Source organism: Ensifer sp., assembly GCF_035999185.1.
Lineage (GTDB): Bacteria > Pseudomonadota > Alphaproteobacteria > Rhizobiales > Rhizobiaceae > Ensifer.
In genome coordinates, this window is sequence record NZ_DASYHB010000103.1 from 1 (window position 1) to 22,691 (window position 22,691).

Consider the following 22,691-nt stretch of genomic DNA (forward strand, 5'->3'; position numbering starts at 1 on the left):
TCACATTTCGTGCCTCAGCATTTACGGAGCCTTAAATCATCACGCCTATGATTAACGATGCCCGTAAACGAAAGGTTACCAGCGGTAGGCATTTGTTAATATCGCTGAAGATTTTTCGTTTCCGGCCCTGTTCGGGCCGGCATGCGGGCCAAATCAGTAACCGGGGTCTCGTTATCCACGGGAGTATTGCGTATGAAAGCACGTGAGAGCCTTGTCCGCCTGAAGGAATTTCAGGTCCGGGAGAAGCAGCGTCAGCTGAACCAGCTTCAGATGATGATGGCTGAGTTCGAACGAATGACCAAGGATCTGGAAAATCAGATTGTTTTCGAGGAGAAGAAGTCGGGTATCTCCGATCCCCAGCACTTCGCCTATCCCACCTTCGCCAAGGCCGCACGTCAAAGAGCCGATAATCTTCAGGTCTCCATTCGCGAACTGAAGATGCAGCAGGATGCTGCCGAACTCGCGCTCGAAGAAGTGCAGGCCGAGTACGCAAAGGCGGCGGCCCTCGAGGAGCGGGACACATCGACCCGCCTGCGGGCATAAGGTTACGGCGCCTGCGCCTCGATGGGGCGTGGTTGTTCGTAACGCCTTGATCTGACGAACGCTTTTTCCTGAGGTCGTTCCCGGCGTCAGGGATTTGGTCGTGGGTCAGGCGAAGAGCCCGTTTGGGAGCGGATGTTTCCGTCCTTGTCGGATCATGCGCATGGCATGACCCGATCCGGCACGATCGTGACAAAACCAAGAGACCCGCCCGATGCTTCGGCAATCGGGCGGGTCTTCTCGTTTTGGGATGCGGATCGGCTGTGTCGCTTCAGCGCAGTCTCACGCCTGGATGACGTCCTGCCATTCGGGATGCCGCAGGACCTGTGCTTTCATGAAGGGGCAGAGCGGGATGATCTTCCAGCCGCCCTTGCGGGCATCCTCGACCGCATGCTTGGCGAGTGCCTGGCCGACGCCCTTGCCACGAAGCGCATCGGGAACAAGGGTATGGTCGATGATGACCAGGTGCGGCGAGGTCCGCGAATAGGTCATTTCCCCGGTGTGGCCCTCGACGACAGCCGAGTAGCGTCCGTGCGATCCAGTTTCCTCGTGTGCGATTTCCATAACGACCTTCCTTGAAGTGCAGCGTCCATGCCCGAAAGCTAGCGCAAGTTGCCACAAATCGGAATCGGTTGATGCGCTGTCGTCGAAGGACAGACTGTTCGCGAAATTGCACCAAAGCGTCGTCGCTGCGAAAAGGGCACAAACATCAGGCAATTCAAGGCGCTACGCCGACCGCTGCGTGCCCGGCAGGACGCCGCGCTCAAGCAGCCAAAACGACGGCGGCGGCCCCGGGATCCCGGAGCCGCCGCTCGACCTATGGCCCTGCAATGGGCAAATCAGTGGCGATATTGCTGGATGCGGGTGGTGCGCAGGCCGGCGAGACCGTGGTCATTGATCGAGGACTGCCAGGAGAGAAACTCCTCGACGGTGAGGGTATAGCGTTCGCACGCCTCCTCAAGGCTCAATAGGCCACCGCGCACGGCGGCAACAACCTCTGCTTTCCTGCGGATCACCCAGCGCCGGGTATTGGCCGGCGGCAGATCCGCAATCGTCAGAGGGCTGCCATCGGGGCCGATGACATATTTTACGCGTGGTCGCATCATTTCGGTCATGGGACTCTCTACACAAACTCAAGACCATATGACCGTGACCTTAGCCTGCCACATTTAACATTTGCCTAAGCGTCAAGTAACAATTTGCTCATAATTTGAGACACTTCCGCAGGTCGCTTTGGACGTTGCCGCGCCCGTCAAATCTTAAGGGTATTCCGGCTGAACTTGTGGATTCTCTTGGGAATAGCCAGGATTCTCCCGGAATTGACATGGGAGCCATGCAAATACCACATTTCACTTTAACTAAAATTTTTGGTAACGAAGCGTCGAAATCAGGATGAGCGTTGTATGTGCGCTCCCGCATTCATTCTTGGTGCATCGTCATAGTTTTCACAACCGGGCGCGTTTCTTGCGCGAGCAGGCCGGTAAGGGCAGTTTTATTTCGTCTGCCGGGTGAAATTCATGCTCCAGATGACGCGGGGCGTTGTTTTTATTCTCTCGACCGGGCGCGGTGGCGCCGGGGGATGTGGATCGCAGATGAAGGAATCGCATGAAACAGCCTTGCTGCGCGAGGCTGAAACGGCGGACATGTTCTCGGACATCGACACGGCCGCCGTCCGCACCGAGTACGAACTTCTGCATCTGATGCGGCGGTTGATCGCACGCTATGGCTTCGGTCATTTCATGATTGCGCGCATGCCGCTCGCCGAGCAGCAGCGGTTCTCCGAGCGGCTGGTCTTGAGCAACTGGCCGTCCGAGCTTGTGCGGCAGTACGATGCCTGCGAAACCTTCCAGTCGAGCGTGCTTGTCGAAAAGATGCGCTTCACCAAGCTGCCGGTCACCGGTGGACCTGAGCTGCTGGATGCTGCGGCCAAGCCGGCCGGCGAGGCCATGGTCCATCGCCTGCTTGCCCATCCGGAAATGGCGCGCCACTTCGCCGTGCTCCTGCACACGAGCAACGGTGATCCCTTCGTTGCCATGTTGTCCGGTCGCCGCGATGCACCGGCCGGCGTTGAATGCGCCACGCTCTACCTGACGCTGGTGCAGCTTTTCGAGTGCCTGGAGCGTACGTTCGACACAGGCAATTCGGCGCGTGAAAGACTGTCGAGCCGCGAAGTCGAGTGTCTGCGCTGGGCGGCCGCCGGCAAGAGCAGTGACGAGATCGCCATCATCCTGGGCATCTCGACCTATACGGTCAGCAGCTACTTCAAGAGCGCGACCCGCAAGCTCGACGCCGTCAACCGCATGCAGGCGATTGCTCGCGCCATGCGGCTGAAACTGATCTGAACCGCGTCTAGCGGCTTAAGCAGCCGGTGTGCCGGCTTTTGGCGCCGGCCTTGCCGCCGGACGGACAAGTTTCTATATGTCGGCACGAGAACCTGCTGGGCCGAGATGCCTTGCGGCAGTGCATCGCATGAAGCGTGAAACAGGGCAGGCGCAAGGTTTGCCGCCCGAAGGCCGGAATGGATCCCGTGAACAGTCTCGATTTTGACCGCAAGCCCGAAGATACGCGTGTCGTCGTCGCCATGTCCGGCGGTGTCGACAGTTCTGTCGTCGCCGGCCTGCTCAAACGCGAGGGCTATGACGTTCTCGGTATCACGCTGCAGCTCTACGATCATGGTGCCGCCGTGCACCGCGCCGGCTCCTGCTGCGCCGGTCAGGACATCGATGATGCCCGTCGTGTCTGCGAAACACTCGGTATTCCGCATTACGTGCTCGACTACGAAGCGCGCTTCCGCGAAACGGTGATCAATCCGTTTGCCGAAAGCTATATTGCCGGCGAGACGCCGATCCCGTGCGTTGCCTGCAACCGGACGGTCAAGTTTGCCGACCTGCTTGCGACAGCCAAGGAGCTTGGCGCCGATGCGCTGGCGACCGGCCACTACATCCGCTCGCGCCCGAGCCCGAACCCGCGCTACGCCGGCCAGCGGGCGCTCTACCGTCCGACCGACGCCGAGCGCGACCAGAGCTACTTCCTGTTTGCCACCACGCAGGAGCAGATCGATTATCTGCGCTTTCCGCTCGGCGGCTACTCCAAGGCCGAGACGCGCAAGTTTGCCGAGGAGATGGGCCTCGTTGTCGCCCAGAAGGCCGACAGCCAGGACATCTGTTTCGTGCCGCAGGGCAAGTACAGCGACATCGTCGCCAAGCTGAAGCCGAATGCGGCACTTTCCGGCGAAATCGTCCATCTCGACGGACGCGTGCTCGGCACCCACGAAGGCATCCTGCACTTCACCATCGGTCAGCGCCGCGGCATCGGCATTGCCACCGGCGAGCCGCTCTATGTCGTTTACCTCGACGCGCGCTCGCGCCGGGTCATCGTCGGCCCCAAGGAGGCGCTCGAAACCCGCCGCGTTTATCTGCGCGACGTCAACTGGCTGGGCGACGAGGACGTCGAGACGGCGGCCGCACGCGGCTTCGACTGTTTCGCCAAGGTGCGCTCCACCCGCCAGCCGGCGCCCGCCGTGCTGGCGATGGACGACGAGGGCATCTATGTGGAACTCGCCGAAGGCGAAGCCGGCATCGCCCCCGGCCAGGCCTGTGCGCTCTATTCAGGCGTCGGCGAGGATGCGCGCGTCTATGGCGGCGGATTTATTCGCAAATCGGAGCGCGAAGCGAGCGCGGAAGCAGCCTTGAAGGCGCTGCTTTCGGCACCAGCGGCCGCGTGAAGCCCTTGATTTCCGGGCTGTTGTGAAAACTTCACATTTTCCCGGAGACTTGGGTTGACAGTGGGCGGAAGCGGGCCGTATAAGCCGCCCGTCCAGTCAAGACGGCTTCCCCTTCGAAGCCCTGACGCGGTACCCGGCGGAGTAGCTCAGTAGGTTAGAGCAGAGGAATCATAATCCTTGTGTCGGGGGTTCGAATCCCTCCTCCGCTACCACTTCTTTCTTTCAGTCCGAAAAAATAGATCACAAAAGTCCGCAAGACGCGGATGATCCGATGTGCCGTGTCTTGCCGGATCTGGGACTGTGAGGCGACGGCAACCGGCCTATCGCCCTCACGCCAGCATGTTTCATGCTTGAGCCCGACCTGACTCCGCTCTCCCTCAATGGTGCGTCGGCTTCAGAGGCAATGTCAGTGCCGGCCCGCTCTTGACCCCGAACTGTCTCCTGAACTGCCGCGAAGCGCTTCCGTCGAAAAGCGATTGCGGCAGAGGCGCGCCGATCGCCCATTTGTACTTGGCTTCGGGATCGCTGCTGAGCGCCTGATGCGTAATCGCGCTCAAGGGCAGCACATACTCCGGCTTGCGCAGGCCTCGCTCGGAATTGCCGAGCCATGTCAGCACGACCAGGATTTCGCCGCCGAGTTCGAGCGCATCGAGCGTCAACGGTTTTCCGCCGACGGATGCGCGGACCGCCTGTTCGTGGAACTTGAACGCGCTGAGCTTCAGTTCGTCTTGCGGATCCGTCATCTCTGGCCTTTCTGTATGGCGTGTTTCGCGCCGCTCTTGAGCGCCGATTCGATCAATCGGCGTTCCGTATCATAATCCATCGTCTAATCCAGTTCATGCGGATGCTATCGCCGCTAGCGGGAAGGCCGATGTCTTTGTAGGTTGATGCAACCTTGGGTCTATGCGTGATTTGTGGAGATGAGCAATGCGTGAGGCGTCCAGCGCCCGCCTCGGTCTGATGGCGGCAACCGTGATGGCGGGCGGCCTTGCCAGTATGCCGGCTGCCTCGAAAGGGCTGGGCGATCTCACCGGTGTGGCGATATTGACTGGCACGTGTAAGCGCTTGGTGGTTGCCGGCGAAGACATGACGGCGATATGCGGCGGTCGGTTGATCCAGTCGATCTACCGCACAGGCCGGACGGGATTTACTGTGAATATCGGTTCCCGAGGGGCTGTTACGTTCAGCGGCATCGAAGGCGAGAAGCCGGACGCCGACAGTCAGTTGCAGAGTGTCGACAAGGTCATCGTGAACCGTGGCACGGATGGTGGGCCGATCAGCTCGAAAGAGGTGACCGGTGGATGTTCCTACGGAAACCCTTTCAAAGGAGCGACGACGACCAAATGTGAAGGAACCGATGCCGAGAAAGGTGCCTACATCCTGGAATTCAGGTCGGGCGGTTCACCGCCGAAACTCCTGAACTACGGGATCGAGAAGACGAACAACGACGCCGAGGATCGCGCTTTCAACTTCGGCGTCTGGAGTGGTTCGCGTCTCAAGGGCGACAGCGCGAATGGCTGCGTGATGTCGCGAGACACCGATGGACCGACAACCTTCATGGTCTATGCGAATGTCAACGAGGCATTCGATCTCGGTTTCTACAACGAAGCCTGGTCGTTCAAGGCTGAGGCGCCGCCCAGCGCCGAGTTGCTTTTCGATGGCAAGTCTTACCCCGCAGTCAGTGTCGAGGTTCTTTCGCCGCAGCAACTGGTCGTGCGCGGCGGGGGTGAAGAAAGCGGCTTCCAGGCGCCGATCGAGCAAAGTGTCGAACTCATGCTCCGCGTTGGTGGGGCCGCAGTCAGGGTCGACCTGAAAGGCGCTCCAGCAGCGGTTGCAAGGCTCTGGGATTGTGTCGGCGGAAGGTAAAGGACGCCGGTCGGAAACGACCGTTCATAGGCGAGACTTTGCGTTCGCCGGGACTTGGCGAACGCCCAACTGAGAAAACCAAAAGGTCACCTGCTGATCGACGAGGTGATCGTCGAGTAGTCGGGCAGGTTGATGTCGGCGAGCTCGGCCGCGCGATATTGGGACAGGGCGAAATGCATGATCGCAATCACGGTGATCGAGAAGACCAGTACGGTGACGTTGACGCCGAAAGCGGTTTTGATCATGTCCTTGTCCTCCGAGCCCTGCATTTGTTGACGTGTGTGGTCAAAAACCGTGACATGGAGACTATCGTGTGGCGTCGATCTCGCTGTTCCCCGGGGAACATGAAATATGGTTGCCGCTTTCTTAACCGAAGCCCTTCCTCGGCGTGCCCGCTTGACGGCTTGCAGCGGGCGCATCTTTGACTAAGGTGCGCCACCGGTGCCGGGTCCGTTCGGCAAGCTCATCTCGCCATCCGGCGCTCCGTGCGCCAGCCTCTCCAGGAGCGCCCCTTGCGTTCCGTTGAGGCCGGTTCTTTCAAAGTGATTGTCATGACCATTTCCATTCGTCCCTCCCGTCCATCGGATTTTCCGCGCACCTTCGAGATCTGGCGCAGTGCCGTTGTCGCCACCCATGATTTTCTGACGCGTGAGGATTTTGCCGCCATCGAGGCGCTGGTGCGCGACCAGTATCTGCCCGCAGCCGAATTCTTGATTGCGGCGGATGAAAATGACGTGGCGCTCGGCTTCATGGGCATGAGCGGGGCGCAGATTGATTCCCTCTTCGTGCATGCAGAGGCGCGCGGCGCCGGTGTCGGCCGGCGGCTTGTCGAGCACGCGATGTCGCTGCATCCGGCGCTGACGGTCGACGTCAACGAGCAGAACGCATCAGCGGCCGGCTTCTATCAGCGTATGGGGTTTGAGACGGTCGGGCGTTCGCCGGTCGATGATGCCGGCCGGCCCTATCCGCTGTTGCATCTGCGTCGGGGATGATCGCGCGGTGGCGCCCCGATCAGGCCGCCGCCTTGTCGATGGCAATCAGGAACAGAACGGCGGAGGCAGCCGGCTCAATCGTGACGTCGGCCGCAGCTTCAAGGATGGCCGTGTCGCCGGCAGCAAGGTCCGCTGTGGCGTCTGCCGTGGTCAGGCGAACGGCACCGCGATGGCAAAGAACGAGGGTCGTTTTCGCCGTACATTCCATCGTCTGCGGATGATCCAGGGCGAGACGCTTGACGCTGTGCGTTAGCCTGCCACGCCTGGTCATGACGTTGAGATCGACGATCGGTCCATCAACGAGCGTCGCAGAGGTCGCGGCGTCAGCAGGGAAGGGAAGCGGTGCTGATTCTCCTGTCATCACCACCGGGTCGCGCTCTTCGATCATGAGCCGCATGCCCTTGCCCTGGAGGATCGACAGCGTGCGGTCGATGCCGGGAAAGCTGGAGAACGGGCCGTCGCTGGCAACGGTCGCCATGCTGACGCGCCAGTCGAAATCGGCGAGCGAGGCGCCCGCCGGGAAGACCGCGACCTCTACGGTCTCGCCGCCGCCATTCTTCCACGGCATGCGTTTGTAGGTGCTGGCGCGAAGGGTCTTCATGGTCGGCTTTCTTCGATGATCCCACGCATATTGGCAAAGTCGCCGTTCAGCGGCCGGTCGTCGGCGTAGGTCGGGATAGAGGAGCGGATGCGCCGGTAGAGCGCGTCGGTGCGCTCCGCGCGGCCGCGCGGCTGCAGGTCATAGGCCTGGGATGCCGCCAGCAGCTCGATAGAAAGGATCGTTTGGAGATTGTCGGCGATCGACAGCGCTTTCCAGGCGGCGGGCGTCGCGTGGGTGAGGATGTCTTCCTGCAGCGCCGAGGTGATGCCGCCATCGAGGCTCGCGGGGGCCGCCAGACGCCGGTTTTCGGCGGCAAGCGAGGCGGCGGTGTACTGCGCGATCATGAAGCCGGAGGAGACGCCGCTGTCGCCGGCAAGGAAGGCGGGCAGGCGGCTCACCAGCGGATTGACGAGCCGGTCGATGCGCCGCTCGGAGATGGCGGCGACTTCGGCGACGGCGACCGAGAGGCTGTCCATGGCAAGTCCGAGTGCAGCGCCAACCGCATGCGCCTGCGAATGCACTTCCGGTGCCTCGGGGGTGCCGGATACGGCCGGGTTGTCGGTGAGGCTTGCAAGTTCGCGATCGACGACTTCGGCCACCTGGAGCAACACGTCGCGCGCCGCGCCATGCACGTGCGGCACGGCGCGCAGGCTCAAGGGGTCCTGCGTGCGGGTGCCGGCGGTTTCCGCCAGCATCGGGCTGCCGGCCAGATAAGTTCGCAGCGACGCTCCGACCGCATCCAATCCGTCCGAGCGGCGAAGCGCAAGCGGGACGGCGGCAAAGGCATTGGCCTGGCTGCCGAGGTTTTCATAGGTCATGGCGGCGGCCGCATCCGCCCAGTCGAACAGGCGGGTCGCACGCGAGAGTGCCAAGGCCGCAAGGCCGGTGGCGCAGGGGGTGCCGTTGACGAGGCTGAGGCCCTCCTTGGCTTCAAGCGTTAGCGGCTTCAAGCCGATGCGGGCGAGGGCTTCGGTGCCGCCGATCCTGCCCTTGCCGTCGTCTGTGGTTCCGTGGCCGATCAGCACGAGGCCGATCGCGGCCGCATGGGTGAGGTAGCCGACCGATCCGCGCGAGGGAATGTCGGGGATGAGGTTGGCGTTGAGCAGACCGAGCAGCGCCTCGACCGTTTCGATGCGCACGCCGGAGTAGCCGTGGGCGAAGTTGGCGATCTGGGCTGCCATCACGGCCCGGGCTTCGGGCCGTGCGAGCGGATCGCCGACGCCGCAGGCGTGGCTGAGGATGATGTTGCGCGAGAGTGACTGCTGATTTTCGCGGTCGATGACGACGTCGCAAAGCGCGCCGACACCGGTGTTGATGCCGTAGCCGCGGATGCCGCGCCCGACGAGGGCGTCGACGATCCGGCGGGCATGGACGATGCGCTGCCGGGCGGCGTCAGACAAAGTGAGGCGCGCGCCATTGGCGACCGCCGCAATCTGTTGCCAGGTCAGCGGCGTGTCGAGAGTGATGGTCTCAGTCATCAGCTCAGTCATGGGCTTCCGGACGTCCCTGGCGGCGTTGCACGAACCGGGCAACATAGTCGTTGGCCGGGCGTTCGAGAATATCGTCCGGCGTGCCGACCTGCACCACCTGGCCGTCCTTGAGGATGGCGATTTCCGAACCGATGCGCAGCGCCTCGTCGAGATCGTGGGTGATGAAGACGATGGTCTTCGACAGGTTCTGCTGCAGTTGCAGCAGCTGGTCCTGCATGTCGGCGCGGATCAACGGGTCGAGTGCGGAGAAGGCCTCGTCCATCAGGATCACGTCGGTATCGGCGGCGAGCGCTCTAGCCAAGCCCACGCGCTGCTTCATGCCGCCCGAAAGCTGGTGCGGGAACTTCGCGTCGTAGCCGGCGAGACCAACGGTCTCGATCCACTTCATGCCGATGTCGCGGGCTTCGGCCTTCGGCAGGCCGCGCACGCGCTGGCCGTAGACGACGTTCTGCAACACGGTGCGGTGCGGCATCAGGGCAAAGCTCTGGAACACCATGCTGACACGGTGCATACGGAAGGTGCGCAGCGCTTTCGCGTCAAGATCCAGGATGTTGCTGCCGTCGAACGCCACTTCGCCGCTCGTCGGCTCGATCAGCCGGTTGATATGGCGCACCAGCGTCGACTTGCCGGAGCCGGAAAGCCCCATGATCACGAAGATCTTGCCGGCGCCGATCGTCAGGCTGACATTGTTGAGGCCGACGCTGCAGCCGGAGCGGGCAAGGATTTCGCTCTTGTTGAGCCCGTCCTTGGCCATGGCGAGCGCGGCTTTCGCGTCCTGGCCGAAGATCTTGTAGACGTTGCGGATCTCGATATCAGCCATTGCGGGGATCCTCCGTCCGGCTCTTGCCAAAACCTTGCGTGATGCGGTCGAGTACGATCGCGAGAATGACGATGCCGATGCCGGCTTCGAGCCCCTTGCCGACGTCGAGCGTCTGGATGCCGTTCAGCACCTGCTCGCCGAGGCCGCGGGCGCCGATCATCGAGGCGACCACCACCATCGACAGCGCCATCATGATCGTCTGGTTGAGGCCGGCCATAATCGTTGGCGTGGCGAGCGGCAATTCAACGCCGAAGAGGATCTGGTTGGGGCTGCCGCCAAAGGCGGTCGCCGCTTCCACCACTTCATGATCGACCTGGCGGATGCCGAGGTCGGTCAAGCGGATCAAGGGCGGCACGGCATAAATGATCGTTGCGAGGATCGCCGGAACCTTGCCGAGGCCGAAGAGCATGAGCGCCGGGATCAGGTAGACGAAGCTCGGCATCGTCTGCATGACGTCGAGCACCGGGAGCGTGATGTTGCGCATCACCCTGCTCTTGGCGACGAGGATGCCCATGGGCACGCCGATGACAACGGAGACAATGGTTGCCATCAGCATCAGGGCCAGCGTCTGCATGGTCAGGTCCCAGAGGCCGAGCACGCCGACGAAGAACAGGAGAACGCCGACGGCGACAGTCAGGGTCCATCGCTTGGAGCTCTGCCAGGCGAGCGCCATGAAAATGAGGATGACGACCCACCAGGGCAGGCCGCGCAGGATCCATTCGATGAACAGAACGGCTTTCAAAATGACGGCGCTGATCGCCTTGAAGACCCATCCATAGCCGCTGACCAGCGCCTGGATGAACTCGTTCACAGGCCCGCGAATGGAGAGATTAAGAGAATCCGGAAACATCGGACACGTTCCTTGCTCGGACCATTGGCGGCCGCCTCCTGCGGCCGTCAATGGCGCTTGCCTCGGGTATGGTCGCAAGAGGCCGAGCCGCGCACCGCCACACGTGCGGAGGAGCCCGGTCCCGGCGATTGCGCAATTACTTCAGGCTGGCTTCGATCTTGCCGCGGGCTTCATCCGAAACCCACTTGCCCCAGACATCCGCCTTGGTCTTCAGGAATTCGGCAGCGGCAGCCGTCGCATCGACCTTGTTGTCGGCCATGTAGGCCAGGCTGCCGTTGACGGCGTCGAGCGGGAAGGTCGCCTTTTCGAGGATGGCGATGATTTCCGGGGCTTCCTGGGCGAAGGTGCTGTTGACGCCATAGGAGACGTCCACCGACGGGAAAGCGCAGCCTTGATCCCGCTTGCCGGTCGCGCTCGAAAGCTCCTTCCAGCAGGCTTCGCTGTAGGCCGGCTCTTCGAGCTGGACGAGCTTGAACTTGCCCATGATCGCGGTCGGCGACCAGTAGTAGAAGAGGATCGGCTCGCCCTGGAGGTAGGCCGATGTGATCGCCGAATCGAGCGCCGTGCCGGTGCCCGGGCGGAAGTTCACATAGGTTTCGCCGAGCTTGTAGGCTTCGAGCTTGGCAGAGCTTACGCCTTCGCAGGTCCAGCCCGACGGGCAGTTGAGGAATCGGCCCTTGGTCGGCTCTTCCGGATCGGCGAAGAGTTCGACGATCTTGGCATCGGAAAGCTGCGAGACGCTCTTCAGGTCCGGTGCCTTCGCCTCGATGTTGCGGCTGGCGTCGCCCTTGATGACGTATTCCGGCACGAACCAGCCTTCGCTGGCGCCGACAAAGGTCTTGCCGACGGCGACGACCTTCTTTTCCTCGACGGCCTTGTTCCAGATATCGGAGCGGCCGAGCCATTCCTCGGCGAAGATCTGGACGTCGTTGTTGGCGGTGGCCTGTTCCAGCGTCACCGAGTTGCCGGGGATCGAATCCACCTGGCAATCGTAGCCCTTGGAAAGGATCGTCTTCATCACTTCGGTGATAAAGGCGCCGCTCTCCCAGTCGATGCCGGCGAACATGACGGTCTTGCCGTCGCCGCAATAGGACGCGCTGGCGCTGCCGGTGGAGGCGGCAAGCACAAGACCCGTGGCGGCAAGCGTGAGTTTCAATTTGCTGATCGACATAAAGCTGTTCCCTGTTTTGATATTGGCTTCTGTGACTATTTCAGTTTCATCAGCACCCGCGCGAAGGCGCGGTTGATCTCTTCCTCCCGGTCGTGGCGTCCGTTTTGGATCTTCCACGCGCCCGCAATCATGACGTCGCGGACGCTCTCGCCGCCGAGCGCAAACAGCCAACGGTCGAGGATCTGGTTTTCGCTGGCGGCAGCGATGTAGGGATTGTCGCCGTCGAGCACGACGAAATCGGCACGCGCGCCGACGGTAATGCCCGCCGATTTCTGGCCGGCCGCCTGGGCGCCGCCCTTGAGCGCCGCATCGAAAATCGTTCGGCCGATCGAAGCGCCGGGGCCGATGGCGAGCCGGTTGCGGCGGCGGTCGCGCAGGCGCTGGCCGTATTCGAGCAGTCGCAGTTCTTCGGCGACGCTGGTCGCCACATGGCTGTCGGTGCCGATGCCGAAGGTGCCGCCCTCAGTCATGAAGTCGACGGCCGGGAAGATGCCGTCGCCGAGATTGGCTTCGGTCGCGGGGCAGAGACCGGCCACGGCGCCGGAGCGCGCCAGGCGCTGGCGTTCGTTCTCCGTCAGATGCGTCGCGTGGATCGCGCACCAGCGCTGATCGACCGGCATTTCGTCAAGCAGCCATTCGACCGGGCGACGGCCGCTCCAGGCAAGGCTGTCTTCGACTTCCTTGGTCTGTTCGGCCACGTGGATGTGGATGGGCCCGGCAACGGGTGATGCTTCGAGGATCGTGCGCATTTCTTCGGGCGTGGCCGCGCGCAAAGAGTGGATGGCGTAACCGAGCGTGTGACCTTGCTCGCGGCAGAGCGGTTCGAGACGCTCAAGAAGCGCCAGGAAGCGATCGGGATCGTGCAGGAACGGCCGTTGGCCGGGGTTCGGATCGACGCCACCGAAATTGGCATGGGCGTAGAAGACAGGCAGATGGGTGAGGCCGATGCCCGTTGTGCGGGCGGCCGAGAGGATGCGCAGCGACATCTCGGCCGGATCGGCGTAGGGGCTGCCGTCTGCCTGGTGATGCAGATAGTGGAATTCGGCGACATGGCCGAAACCGCCCTTCAGCATCTCCATGTAGAGCTTGGCGGCAATCGCCTCGACGTCGTCAGGGTTTACCAGGCCGACGGTGCGATACATCTCTTCGCGCCAGGTCCAGAAGCTGTCATTGCCGCTGCCGGCGACTTCGGCAAGGCCGGCCATCGCGCGCTGGAAGGCATGGGAGTGCAGATTGGCGATTGCCGGCACGAGCGGTCCTGCCGCGCGCGCGTCGCCCTCAGCAGCGGTACTGCCGGTTTCGATCGCTGCAATGTGGCCGGAAGCGTCGAGCTTTACCGCGACGTTTTCGGCCCAGCCGCCGGGCAGGAGCGCCCGTTCTGCAAAGATCCGGTTGACGGGAAAACTAACCATGTGCATTTTCCTGTACGTAGTTGTATATGGAACTATAGATATTTTAAGCTGGCGCGCAAGCGTGAAATGAACGAAAAGATTCGTGAGTGAATGCGCATGATTTGTTCGGCATTCCGGAAAGGCGGGGCGGGAGTTGATGACGGCACTTGGAAAACGGAATGAAACGGCCGTCTTCGAAGACGGGCCGATGCCGCGTTACGAGGCGGTAAAGCAGTTCATCCGCAGTCGCATCGAGAGCGGTGAATGGCCGGCGCAACACCGCATCCCTTCGGAAAACGAGATCGTCGCCGATCTCGGCGTCAGCCGCATGACCGCCAACCGGGCGCTCCGGGAACTGGCAACCGAGGGAGCGATCACCCGGGTGCAGGGTGTCGGGTCCTTCGTCGCCGCGCACAAGGGCAGTACAGCACTTCTCGAAGTCCGCAACATTGCCGACGAGATCCACGAACGCGGCCATGCCCACACATCGCTGATGACGCTGCTCAAGGAAGAAGTGGCGACGCCTGAAATCGGCTATGCGCTGGGGCTTGCCACCGGCGCGCGCGTCTTCCATTCGATCATGGTGCATTCGGAAAACGGCCTGCCGATCCAGATCGAGGACCGTTTCGTCAATCCGGCCATCTGCCCGCGCTATCTGGAGCAGGATTTCCAGGCGATGACGCCGAACGTCTATCTCACCGCCATGGCGCCGATCACCCGCACCGAGCAGATTGTCGAGGCCGTTTCGCCGCAGCTCTGGGAATGCAAGCTGCTCGGCATCGACCGCAACGAGCCGTGCCTGATGATCCGCCGCCGCACCTGGTCGGACGCCGGCAACGTGACGACGGCGCGCCTGCTCTATCCCGGTACGCGCTATCGGCTGGAAGGCATGTCGCAGTAGATCAAGGCGGGTCCCGGGCGGAAACTGTACGCGGTTTTCCACGTCCCGCTCTAATCTCGACAACATTCCGGTCGATTCGGAGGATCGACCGCCGGATGGGAGGATGACGAGATCATGGTTGAGGACGCGCTGAAGCTTCGCAGCGAGCTGCCGAGGCCCGATGTCACGGCCGAAGAAGCGGCCACGCTGCTCATCGAGCATTACGGATTTTCCGGCCCCATCCGCGAGCTTGGCAGCCAGCAGGATCGCAACTATCGCATCGATACCGGAGAACGTCGCTACGTCCTGAAGATCTGTCGTGCCGAATACGAGCCGCTTGAGCTCGAAGCGCAGAACGCCGCTCTGCGGCACCTTTCAGAAAGGTTGGCCTCGGCGCGTGTTCCCAAGCTCGTACCCTCGCTCAAAGGGGGAGCGATCGAGAGCGTGACGGTGCGTGGCGAAGCTTACCGGATCCGGCTGCTCAGCTACCTCGACGGCGAACCACTGACCCGGCGCAAGCACCTGTCGCGGGAGGCTGTTGCAGCGCTCGGTGCGCTCGCCGGTCAACTCGCCTCGGCACTTCAGGATTTCGACCATCCCGGCCTTGTGCGCGAACTGCAATGGGATTTGCGCCGCGCCGGCCCTGTCATTCTGCATCTGCTTGCCGAAATGGTCGACCAGCAGCAGAAGAAGCGGATCGCCGAAGTCGTGGTCGGGGCCATGCGGCGCCTGCAACCTTTGATCCCGGATCTCAGGATCCAGGCGATCCATCACGACATCACCGACGACAACGTCGTCAGCCAGCCGGATGCCGCCGGCCGGCCAATCCCGGATGGCGTCATCGATTTCGGTGATCTCTTGAACGGCTGGCTGGTGGCCGAACTCGCCGTCACCTGTGCCTCGCTGCTGCACCATGCCGATGGCGACCCTTGGTTCATCCTGCCGGCGGTCAAGGCGTTTCATGCGGCATGCCCCTTGACCGAGGTGGAGCTGAAGGCACTCTGGCCGCTGGTCGTCGCCCGCGCTTCGGTGCTGGTCGCCAGCTCCGAACATCAACTCTCCCGCGAGCCTGACAACGCCTATGTCGAGGGCAATGCCGCGCATGAGCGGGAGATCTTCGAGGTGGCGTCCTCCGTTCCGCTGGCGCTGATGGAACATGCCGTTCTTGCAGCCGTCGGGTTGGCGACCGCGTCGACGCCCGTGACCGGCACAAGCCTGATCCCGGGGCTCGGGCCGACGGATGTGCGCCACATCGATCTGTCGATCCTGAGCCCGCTCCTGCCGGAAGACCGCTGGCAGCACCAGGGGCTGCCGGTCTCGTTGCTGCAGCACGCGGCGCACGCGATCGGCGTGGCGACCACGCGCTACGGCGAGTACCGGATCACCGAGACCACCCTCAGGTCCACCAGGCCCGACGCCACCTTCGCATTGCATGTCGACATCTGCCTTGAGGCCGGTCGCCAGATCATCGCTCCCTTTGCCGCGCGTGTTGTCCGGCAAGACGGTCTGCTGGTGCTCGAAGGCGCAGAGGCGAACCTGTTTCTCGAAGGCGTGGAAGTTGGCGCCGACGTGGTCGAGACGATCATCGCCGGGGCGGTGCTGGGGGTCGTTTCCGGTGAACAGCGATCCTTCGGCCTGATCCGCGTCCAGCTTTGCCGAGAACACGGTCTCATCCCGCCGCTCTTTTCGACGCCGCGTCAGGCCGAAGCATGGCGGCGCGTATGTCCATCGCCGGCGGGCATTCTCGGGTTTGAATGCGATGCACCGGAACCGCACGGCGATGCATTGCTTGCCCGCCGCGAGCAGCATTTCGCCAGGCCGCAGAAAAACTATTACCAGCAGCCGCCGCAGATCGAGCGCGGCTTTAAAGAACATCTCTTTGACGTTGAGGGGCGCTGCTACCTCGATATGGTCAACAACGTGACCATTCTGGGCCACGGCCACCCACGGCTCGCCGCCGCCGTCGGGCGGCAATGGTCGCTGCTCAACACCAATTCACGCTTTCATTATGCGTCGGTCGCCGAGTTCTCGGCCCGGCTCGCAGCGCTCGCGCCCGAGGGGCTCGACACGGTGTTTCTGGTCAACAGCGGCTCGGAGGCGAACGATCTCGCACTTCGGCTTGCCTGGGCCTATTCCGGTGCACGCAATGTCGTCAGCCTGCTTGAGGCCTATCACGGCTGGACGGTGGCAAGCGACGCAGTCTCGACCTCGATCGCCGACAATCCGCAGGCGCTGCAGACCCGGCCCGAATGGGTCCATCCGGTCACCGCCCCCAACACCTATCGCGGCGAGTTCCGTGGCGACGATACGCGCGACAGCTATGTGCGCTCCGTCGTCACCAAGCTTGCCGCCCTCGATGCCGCGGGCGAAAAGCTCGCCGGCGTCATCTGCGAGCCGGTCTACGGCAATGCCGGCGGCATTCCGCTGCCCAAGGGCTATCTCGACGCGGTCTACGCCATGGTGCGGGCTCGCGGCGGCGTGTGCATCGCCGACGAGGTGCAGGTCGGCTACGGCCGGCTCGGCGATTATTTCTGGGGTTTTGAAGAGCAGGGTGTCGTGCCGGACATCATCACGGTCGCCAAGGGCATGGGCAACGGCCATCCGCTCGGCGCGGTCATCACCCGTCGCGAGATTGCCGACGCGCTGGAGAAGGAGGGCTATTTCTTCTCGTCGGCCGGCGGCAGTCCGGTCAGTTCGGTCGTCGGGCAGACGGTGCTCGATATCCTGACCGAGGAACGGCTGCCGGAAAACGCTCGCGTGGTCGGTGGCTACCTGAAGGCGCGGCTTGAAGCGCTTGGACAGCGCTTCCCGCTGATCGGCGCGGTCCACGGCATGGGGCTTTATCTCGGCGTCGAATTCGTGCGCGATATCGAGACCCTCGCGCCGGCCACTGAGGAGACCGCGGCAATCTGCGACCGGCTGCTCGATCTCGGCGTCATCATGCAGCCGACCGGCGACCACCTGAACGTGCTGAAGATCAAGCCGCCGCTCTGCCTGAGCAAGGAAAGCGCCGACTTTTTTGCCGACATGCTGGCGCGCGTGCTGGAAGACGGGTGGTAAAGTCAGAGGCGGTGGCGTTGTCCCCGCGACTGGCTACCAGCCGGTGAAATCCGCCAGACTCTCATCGGAAACCCGACCTGTGATCACGTCGTCGAAAGTCTCGTCGAGAATGTCGAGTGCCGCGTCGATGTCCTGATCGGTGATCGTCAGCGGCGGGGTCATTTCCAGAACGTTCGAGTTCATCCCGACATAGTAGAGGACGAGGCCAAGTTCATAGGCGCGGTAGACCAGTTTGGCCGTCGCGCGCGAGGCCGGCGATCGGCATTGGCTGTCGGTGACGAGTTCGACGCCGCAGGCAAGACCGCGTCCACGAATGTCGCCGATCAGAGAATGGCGCGCAGCCAGCTTCTGCAAGCCGTCGCGCAGTCGCTGCCCTTTGCTTTCCGCGGCTTGGATCAATTCCTCCCGCTCGATCGTTTCGAGAACGGCAAGGCCTGCAGAGGCGCAGATCGGGTTGCCGTGCAGTGTCTGCATGGCAAAGGCGCTGGCGCAATCCAGAATGCGCGAAGGTCCGATCGCCGCCGACAGCGGCAGCCCACCGCCGAGCCCCTTGCCGATCGTGAGAATATCCGGTGTGAAATCCTCATGCTCGAAGCAGTGCAGCCGGCCGCTGCGACCGAGCCCGACCTTCACCTCGTCGCAAACGACGAGCACGCCGAATTCCCGGCAGATTTGGGCAAACGCCCTGAAGAAGCCGGCCGGCGGCACGATCAGGCCGCCATCGGACTGGATCGGTTCGATGAAGGCGGCCGCGAAATGGTCCGGTGCCGCTTCGAGACGCCGACGCAATTCGTCGAGGATCGCGCCGCCCGTCGGGTCGTCGCGGTAAGGCCGGTACGGATCAGGGTAGGGGAGCAGCAGAAGGCCCTCGGCCTTGGTGGCACCCGCCTGCACGCTGTGGCCGGAAAAGGCCATAGAGCCGACGGTACAGCCGTGGTAGGCGCCGACGAAGGCAATGACGCCCGTGCGCCCGGTCGCGCGGGTGACGGCGCGAAAGACGGCTTCGTTGGCGTCCGAGCCGGAATGGCCGAACCAGACCTTGTTGTCGCCTGAACCTGGAAAGGCGGCGAGCAGTTTCTCGGCGAGCCCGGTTGCCGGACGGTTGGCGGCCGACAGCACGCTCGCGCCGGCCGGGCTGGCGGCGGCGCGGGAGATCGCTTCGACCCATGCGGGGTGGCCGTAGCCGAGGCTTGCCGCACCCCAGGCGCCAGAGAGATCGATCAGCTCGCGGCCGTCGTCTTCGACCACCCGCGCGCCGCGACCGCCGGCAACGGCGAGCGGGAAGAAGCGCAGCTTCTGCAGGGTAGCGATCGTCGCCTTGTCTCTTTCGTAGAGCGCGGTCACGGGCCTTCCCCGATGCTCGCTTTCAGACACCGGGTCAGCCGCTCGCCCCAGGCGGTGACGCCGGCATCGGTGTCGATCAGATCGTGGCGGACCTCGACCAGAACGCCGGGGAACCCACGCGCGTCGGCGTGGACGGGCACGGTGTAGTCCTCGTCCGGGTGAATGTTGTAGGGCTCGTTGTCGCCGATCGTCAGATGCGTCTCGCTTGCCAGTTCGCGGATCAGCGAATCGGCAAAGCCGACCGCATCGCGATAGAGGATGCCGGCCTGCCACGGGCGCGGCCTGCCGAAATAGACGGGCGTGAAGCTGTGGATGCCGACGACGAAGGGGCGTTTGCCTTCGCCCTCTAGCCGATCGAGGCGGCGGCTGACGGCATTGGCGAAAGGGGAAAACAGCGTATCGATCCGCTGCTGCCGCTCGGCATCGCCAAGGTTTCTGTTGGCTGGGATCTCAGTCGTCTCGCTGATCTCGGGGATCATCGAGGGGGCGGCAAGCGGCCGGTTGCAGTCGATCACCAACCTCGAATAGTTGGTGAAGAACAGCGGCGCGTCGAGGCTCAGGCTCAAGTGTTGGGCAAGCGCCATGGCGCCGATGTCCCAGGCGATGTGGCGTTGCCGCTCGTGATCAGGCAGGCCCATGTCGCCGAGCGCGCGCGGCATGCGGTTGGACGCATGTTCGCACAGAAGCAGGATCGGCGAGGCGCCGTCCGGGTTGAAGACTGCATAAGGCGGCAGTTCGTCGATCGCCAGCAGCGGCGCGCTTGCATCGTGTCGCGCACCGCGTTCGGGGCTCTTGATGGCCGGTGTCGAGGTCATGGTCGGGGCCCGTCCGTCAATTAGTAGACTGCCGCATAGCGGGCGCAGAGTTCGTCCGACGAGAGCCCGTCGACGATCTCGATCTCCTTGCGCTTCATCGCCATGTAGCAGTCGAGGAAATCCTTGGAGAACCAACCAGTGACAACGGGGTCAGCAGCCAGCGTATCGAGCGCTTCCGGCAGGCTTGAGGGCAGACGACGGATGCCAAGCTTCCTCTGGTCTTCGTCGGAGAAATCGGACGGGTCGGAATTGATCAAAGGCGGTTGTTCGAGCCCGGCCTTGATGCCTTCGAGGCCAGCCTTCAACAACACGGCGATCGACAGATGCGGGCTCGCGCAGGCGTCGGCGGCGCGATACTCCATGTTGAATTGTTTGGCCGGATTGCTGCCGGGCAGGTCGAGCGTCGGGCAGATGCGAAGCGTCGCCTCGCGGTTCTTTTCGCCGAGGCAGGTGTAAGCCGCGCTCCAGTGATGCGGAACGAGCCGCATGTAGGACAGCACAGAGGGAGCTGTGAAGGCGGTCAGTGCCGGCAGATGCCTGATGACGCCGGCGGCGAACGAGCCGGCGACCTTGGACAGACGCCCCGGGCGCGCGGCGTCGAAAGTGACCGGATTGCCTTCGAGATCGGTGAAGCTCACATGCAGGTGCACGCCGTTGCCGACGCCGTTGGCGGCCGTTTTCGGTGCGAAGCTCGCGTTCCAGCCGAAGAGGGCTGCGACTTCCTTGGTGATCGCCCGGATCGTGGCGCCACGGTCGGCCGCCGTTAGCGCGTCGGCCGGGCGGCAGGTGATTTCGAACTGGTCCTTGCCGTATTCCGGCAGGAACATTTCCGGTTCGGCGCCCGCCTCCTTGAGCGCGGTCATCAAGAGCGAGCCGAAGGGCTCGGCGCGGCGCTGGGCGCGCAGGCCGAAGGAGGGCGCGTCCGGCCAGTCGACGCCGAGAAGCTGGAATTCCTGCTCGACCGCCGAGATGACCTTGAGGCCCGCCTCTTCATATTCCTTCAGCGTTTGTTTCAGGAAGCTGCGCACGCAGCAGTCCCAGGCATTGCCCTGAAGGTCGGTGATGTCGGCGTGGTAGAAATGCAGCGGCGTTTCGTCCGGCAGGCACGTGACGCGCGCTTTGCTGTCTGGATCCGCCATCAGCCGCAGGTCGCCGGCCGAGCCCCAGGGGTTGTTCTCGGCAATCAGGTCGAACGGCGTGAGCGCCAGGTTGGCCGGCACCCAGCCGACGCCCTTGCGCAGGTAGCTGTCAATCTCGGTCGCGGCGAAGCTGCGCCCACGGGTGATGCCGGCGATATCCGTGGTGACGAAGGTTGCGAGCTCGATCAAGTCGGCCGCCGCGTTGCCGTTTTTGGTTTCCGTCATAGGGTTCCCCTCCAGTCTTGTTCTTGGTGACGGCTCAGGCCTGGCGCAGGCCGTTCAGGCGGCTGACCACGGTGTCGGTGTCGGTCGTCCAGCAATAGCCCGAGTAGGCGCGCAATGCCGCGTCGTGGCGTTCCTGGCTGTAGGTGGCGCAGGCATCGTTGACGACGGTGACCAGGTAGCCGCGATCGGCCGCATCCCGCACGGCCATGTCGACGCACTGGTCGGTGATGACGCCGGCGATAATCAGGTAGCGGGTGTTGAGATTGCGCAGGACGTAATCGATGTTGGTCGAGTTGAAGACGCCAGACGACGTCTTCGGCAGCACGATCTCGTTGTCGATGGGAGCCAGTTCCGGAATGACCTGGCCCTCGGGCGAACCCTTCGGCACGTGCATGTCGGAGAGCTTGTGGTCGAGCGAGCGGTCGCGGCCGTCGAGCGTCAGGCTCTCGATGATCGTGTGCAGCACCTCGCAGCCGGCCTTGCGCGCCGCATCCAGGATGTGCACCTGGTTGGGGATGACCGTCTGGCGCAGGCGCCTGTGATAGTAGCTGTCGGCATCCTGAGGATGGGTCGGGTCGAGATTGGGTTCGCACCAGATGCGCTGCATGTCGACGAACAGCAGCGAGGTGCGGCCGGCCTCATAGGCGCTGTCGCGCCGCAAGAGATCGTCTCCGACTTTAACAGTGACTGCACTCATTCGAATTCTCCTCGGTTCGTCTGGTTCGCCATGACGGCAAAAAGGATTAGCGGTCGTCCTCGACCTCAAGGATTGAAGGCGTCCTCGGTGATCTGATAGCCGCGGCGCAGCTCTTCCATGCGCTCGATGCGGCCACGCGACTGGGTGGCAAGCCGGGCCGTCAGCGCCGCGATCACCGCTTCCGTCTGGGCGATCGCCGGTACCATCGTGTCGTAGGGCGAGACCGTGTCGACCGGTGCCGTCAGTGTCACGGTCGCGAAATCGGCGATCGGCGAGAGCCAGCGGTCGGTGAAAAGCACGATGCGCGCGCCTTGCGTCGCCGCCTGGCGGGCAAAGCGGATCGTGTCGTTCTGGTACCGGCGGTAATCGTAGACGAAAAGCACGTCGCGCTTGCCGAGATCGACGAGCTGGTCGACCTGGTCGGCCTGGCTGCCGTTGATCCAGCGCGTGTCGCCGCGCAGCTGCTTCATGTGCGACCAGAGGAGGCCGGCGAGAAAACCACTGAAGCGGCCGCCGAGGCAGTGGATGCGGGCGCTCATGTCGGCGGCCGCATCGACCGCGGCCTCGAAATCTTCCGAAGGCAGCATCTGCATTGAGGATTCCAACGCATGGATGCTGGCGCGCAGGAAGTACTGGTAGAAGTTCTCCTGCTCCAGCGACGGGCGCCGCTCGTCGAGCATGGAGAGCGGCGAACTCATGCGCTCCTGCACTTCGCTCAGCAGCGCCTTCTGGAATTCGGGATAGCCCTCGAAGCCCAGCGTGTTGGCAAAACGCACGACGGTCGGATTGCTGACGCCGGCGGCGGCGGCGAGATGCGCGACGGTGTTCAAGCCCGCTGCCGGATAGTTCGACAGAAGCTGCCTGACGATCTTCAGTTCAGAGCGCGTGAAGGTGATTGCGCCGTCTGTCAGTCGGTCCCGGATTGCCACGATTTCTGCCTCCCAAAAATGATGGCGTGAATCCTGTTTTCTAATTTTTGTTACATAATTGCTAGCAGAGAATGTTTTTTGAAACAAGATTGACATTTGATCGATCTGCGTTAACGTTCATTTCGGGAACGGGCCCGAGCCAAAAAGATGAGGCGGG

Annotated in this window: 22 protein-coding genes and 1 tRNA gene; 8 read left to right on the plus strand and 15 right to left on the minus strand. The window is 63.0% G+C overall.

Translation table 11 applies throughout. From position 1 onward, the window contains the following. Nucleotides 1-192: 192 nt before the first annotated feature. Nucleotides 193-543, plus strand: a complete 351-nt coding sequence (locus VGO04_RS11420; RefSeq protein WP_327496075.1) for a flagellar export protein FliJ — start codon at nucleotides 193-195, stop codon at nucleotides 541-543. 279 nt (nucleotides 544-822) lie between these two features. On the opposite strand, the gene VGO04_RS11425 is transcribed toward VGO04_RS11420, so the two are convergent. Together VGO04_RS11425 and VGO04_RS11430 are read right to left on the minus strand one after the other, a co-directional pair. Continuing rightward, a complete protein-coding gene (locus tag VGO04_RS11425; RefSeq protein ID WP_327496076.1) occupies nucleotides 823-1,104 on the minus strand; it encodes a GNAT family N-acetyltransferase in 282 nt (93 codons plus the stop codon). A gap of 275 nt (nucleotides 1,105-1,379) precedes the next feature. After that, nucleotides 1,380-1,655, minus strand: coding sequence for a DUF1153 domain-containing protein (locus VGO04_RS11430; RefSeq protein ID WP_003527546.1), 276 nt, complete (start codon nucleotides 1,653-1,655; stop codon nucleotides 1,380-1,382). Nucleotides 1,656-2,132: 477 nt separating this feature from the next. Between VGO04_RS11430 and VGO04_RS11435 the strand changes: the two genes are divergently transcribed. The 3 genes from VGO04_RS11435 to VGO04_RS11445 all read left to right on the plus strand — a co-directional run bounded on the left by VGO04_RS11435 (nucleotide 2,133) and on the right by VGO04_RS11445 (nucleotide 4,476). After that, complete coding sequence (locus VGO04_RS11435) at nucleotides 2,133-2,882, plus strand: LuxR C-terminal-related transcriptional regulator (protein WP_327496077.1); 750 nt, start codon at nucleotides 2,133-2,135, stop codon at nucleotides 2,880-2,882. Nucleotides 2,883-3,058: 176 nt separating this feature from the next. After that, nucleotides 3,059-4,264 (plus strand): tRNA 2-thiouridine(34) synthase MnmA, encoded by a 1,206-nt coding sequence (gene mnmA, locus VGO04_RS11440; protein ID WP_327496078.1) that lies wholly within the window; start codon nucleotides 3,059-3,061, stop codon nucleotides 4,262-4,264. Between the two features lie 135 nt (nucleotides 4,265-4,399). Further along, nucleotides 4,400-4,476, plus strand: a tRNA-Met gene (locus VGO04_RS11445). A gap of 165 nt (nucleotides 4,477-4,641) precedes the next feature. Here VGO04_RS11445 and VGO04_RS11450 read toward each other — a convergent pair. Further along, entirely contained in the window at nucleotides 4,642-5,007 is a 366-nt protein-coding gene (locus tag VGO04_RS11450; protein ID WP_327496079.1) for a hypothetical protein, read from the minus strand. A gap of 184 nt (nucleotides 5,008-5,191) precedes the next feature. On the opposite strand from VGO04_RS11450, the gene VGO04_RS11455 reads away from it, so the two are divergent. After that, nucleotides 5,192-6,130 (plus strand): hypothetical protein, encoded by a 939-nt coding sequence (locus VGO04_RS11455; RefSeq protein ID WP_327496080.1) that lies wholly within the window; start codon nucleotides 5,192-5,194, stop codon nucleotides 6,128-6,130. Between the two features lie 86 nt (nucleotides 6,131-6,216). Here the strand turns inward: VGO04_RS11455 and VGO04_RS11460 are convergent, their stop codons facing one another. Next, nucleotides 6,217-6,375 (minus strand): hypothetical protein, encoded by a 159-nt coding sequence (locus tag VGO04_RS11460; protein WP_327496081.1) that lies wholly within the window; start codon nucleotides 6,373-6,375, stop codon nucleotides 6,217-6,219. 306 nt (nucleotides 6,376-6,681) lie between these two features. Between VGO04_RS11460 and VGO04_RS11465 the strand changes: the two genes are divergently transcribed. After that, entirely contained in the window at nucleotides 6,682-7,122 is a 441-nt protein-coding gene (locus VGO04_RS11465; RefSeq protein WP_327496082.1) for an acetyltransferase, read from the plus strand. 19 nt (nucleotides 7,123-7,141) lie between these two features. On the opposite strand, the gene VGO04_RS11470 is transcribed toward VGO04_RS11465, so the two are convergent. The 6 genes from VGO04_RS11470 to hutF all read right to left on the minus strand — a co-directional run bounded on the left by VGO04_RS11470 (nucleotide 7,142) and on the right by hutF (nucleotide 13,466). Further along, on the minus strand, nucleotides 7,142-7,723 hold the full coding sequence (locus VGO04_RS11470) for a HutD family protein (protein WP_327496083.1): 582 nt from the start codon (nucleotides 7,721-7,723) through the stop codon (nucleotides 7,142-7,144). Beyond that, nucleotides 7,720-9,201: a histidine ammonia-lyase gene (locus VGO04_RS11475; RefSeq protein WP_327496084.1), complete on the minus strand. Its 1,482-nt coding sequence runs from the start codon at nucleotides 9,199-9,201 to the stop codon at nucleotides 7,720-7,722. The genes VGO04_RS11470 and VGO04_RS11475 overlap by 4 nt, the downstream gene beginning before the upstream one ends. 4 nt (nucleotides 9,202-9,205) lie before the next feature. Next, nucleotides 9,206-10,033 carry a betaine/proline/choline family ABC transporter ATP-binding protein gene (locus VGO04_RS11480; RefSeq protein ID WP_327496085.1) on the minus strand — a complete coding sequence of 276 codons (828 nt, stop codon included), beginning with the start codon at nucleotides 10,031-10,033 and terminating at the stop codon, nucleotides 9,206-9,208. Beyond that, complete coding sequence (locus VGO04_RS11485; RefSeq protein ID WP_043611926.1) at nucleotides 10,026-10,883, minus strand: ABC transporter permease; 858 nt, start codon at nucleotides 10,881-10,883, stop codon at nucleotides 10,026-10,028. The genes VGO04_RS11480 and VGO04_RS11485 overlap by 8 nt, the downstream gene beginning before the upstream one ends. 136 nt (nucleotides 10,884-11,019) lie before the next feature. Beyond that, nucleotides 11,020-12,054 (minus strand): ABC transporter substrate-binding protein, encoded by a 1,035-nt coding sequence (locus tag VGO04_RS11490; protein WP_327496086.1) that lies wholly within the window; start codon nucleotides 12,052-12,054, stop codon nucleotides 11,020-11,022. 35 nt (nucleotides 12,055-12,089) lie between these two features. Continuing rightward, nucleotides 12,090-13,466, minus strand: coding sequence for a formimidoylglutamate deiminase (gene hutF, locus VGO04_RS11495; RefSeq protein ID WP_327496087.1), 1,377 nt, complete (start codon nucleotides 13,464-13,466; stop codon nucleotides 12,090-12,092). 136 nt (nucleotides 13,467-13,602) lie between these two features. Between hutF and hutC the strand changes: the two genes are divergently transcribed. Continuing rightward, on the plus strand, nucleotides 13,603-14,346 hold the full coding sequence (hutC, locus tag VGO04_RS11500) for a histidine utilization repressor (RefSeq protein ID WP_327496088.1): 744 nt from the start codon (nucleotides 13,603-13,605) through the stop codon (nucleotides 14,344-14,346). Between the two features lie 114 nt (nucleotides 14,347-14,460). Then, nucleotides 14,461-17,385 (plus strand): aminotransferase, encoded by a 2,925-nt coding sequence (locus tag VGO04_RS11505; protein WP_327496089.1) that lies wholly within the window; start codon nucleotides 14,461-14,463, stop codon nucleotides 17,383-17,385. Between the two features lie 33 nt (nucleotides 17,386-17,418). Here the strand turns inward: VGO04_RS11505 and VGO04_RS11510 are convergent, their stop codons facing one another. The 5 genes from VGO04_RS11510 to VGO04_RS11530 form a co-directional block, all read right to left on the minus strand. Then, on the minus strand, nucleotides 17,419-18,729 hold the full coding sequence (locus VGO04_RS11510; protein ID WP_327496090.1) for an aspartate aminotransferase family protein: 1,311 nt from the start codon (nucleotides 18,727-18,729) through the stop codon (nucleotides 17,419-17,421). After that, complete coding sequence (locus tag VGO04_RS11515; protein ID WP_327496091.1) at nucleotides 18,726-19,544, minus strand: N-formylglutamate amidohydrolase; 819 nt, start codon at nucleotides 19,542-19,544, stop codon at nucleotides 18,726-18,728. The genes VGO04_RS11510 and VGO04_RS11515 overlap by 4 nt, the downstream gene beginning before the upstream one ends. Before the next feature lie 20 nt (nucleotides 19,545-19,564). Next, on the minus strand, nucleotides 19,565-20,908 hold the full coding sequence (locus VGO04_RS11520) for a glutamine synthetase family protein (RefSeq protein ID WP_327496092.1): 1,344 nt from the start codon (nucleotides 20,906-20,908) through the stop codon (nucleotides 19,565-19,567). Nucleotides 20,909-20,942: 34 nt separating this feature from the next. Next, entirely contained in the window at nucleotides 20,943-21,605 is a 663-nt protein-coding gene (locus VGO04_RS11525) for an isochorismatase family cysteine hydrolase (protein ID WP_327496093.1), read from the minus strand. Nucleotides 21,606-21,670: 65 nt separating this feature from the next. Further along, nucleotides 21,671-22,534, minus strand: coding sequence for a MurR/RpiR family transcriptional regulator (locus VGO04_RS11530; RefSeq protein ID WP_327496094.1), 864 nt, complete (start codon nucleotides 22,532-22,534; stop codon nucleotides 21,671-21,673). Nucleotides 22,535-22,691 lie beyond the last annotated feature (157 nt).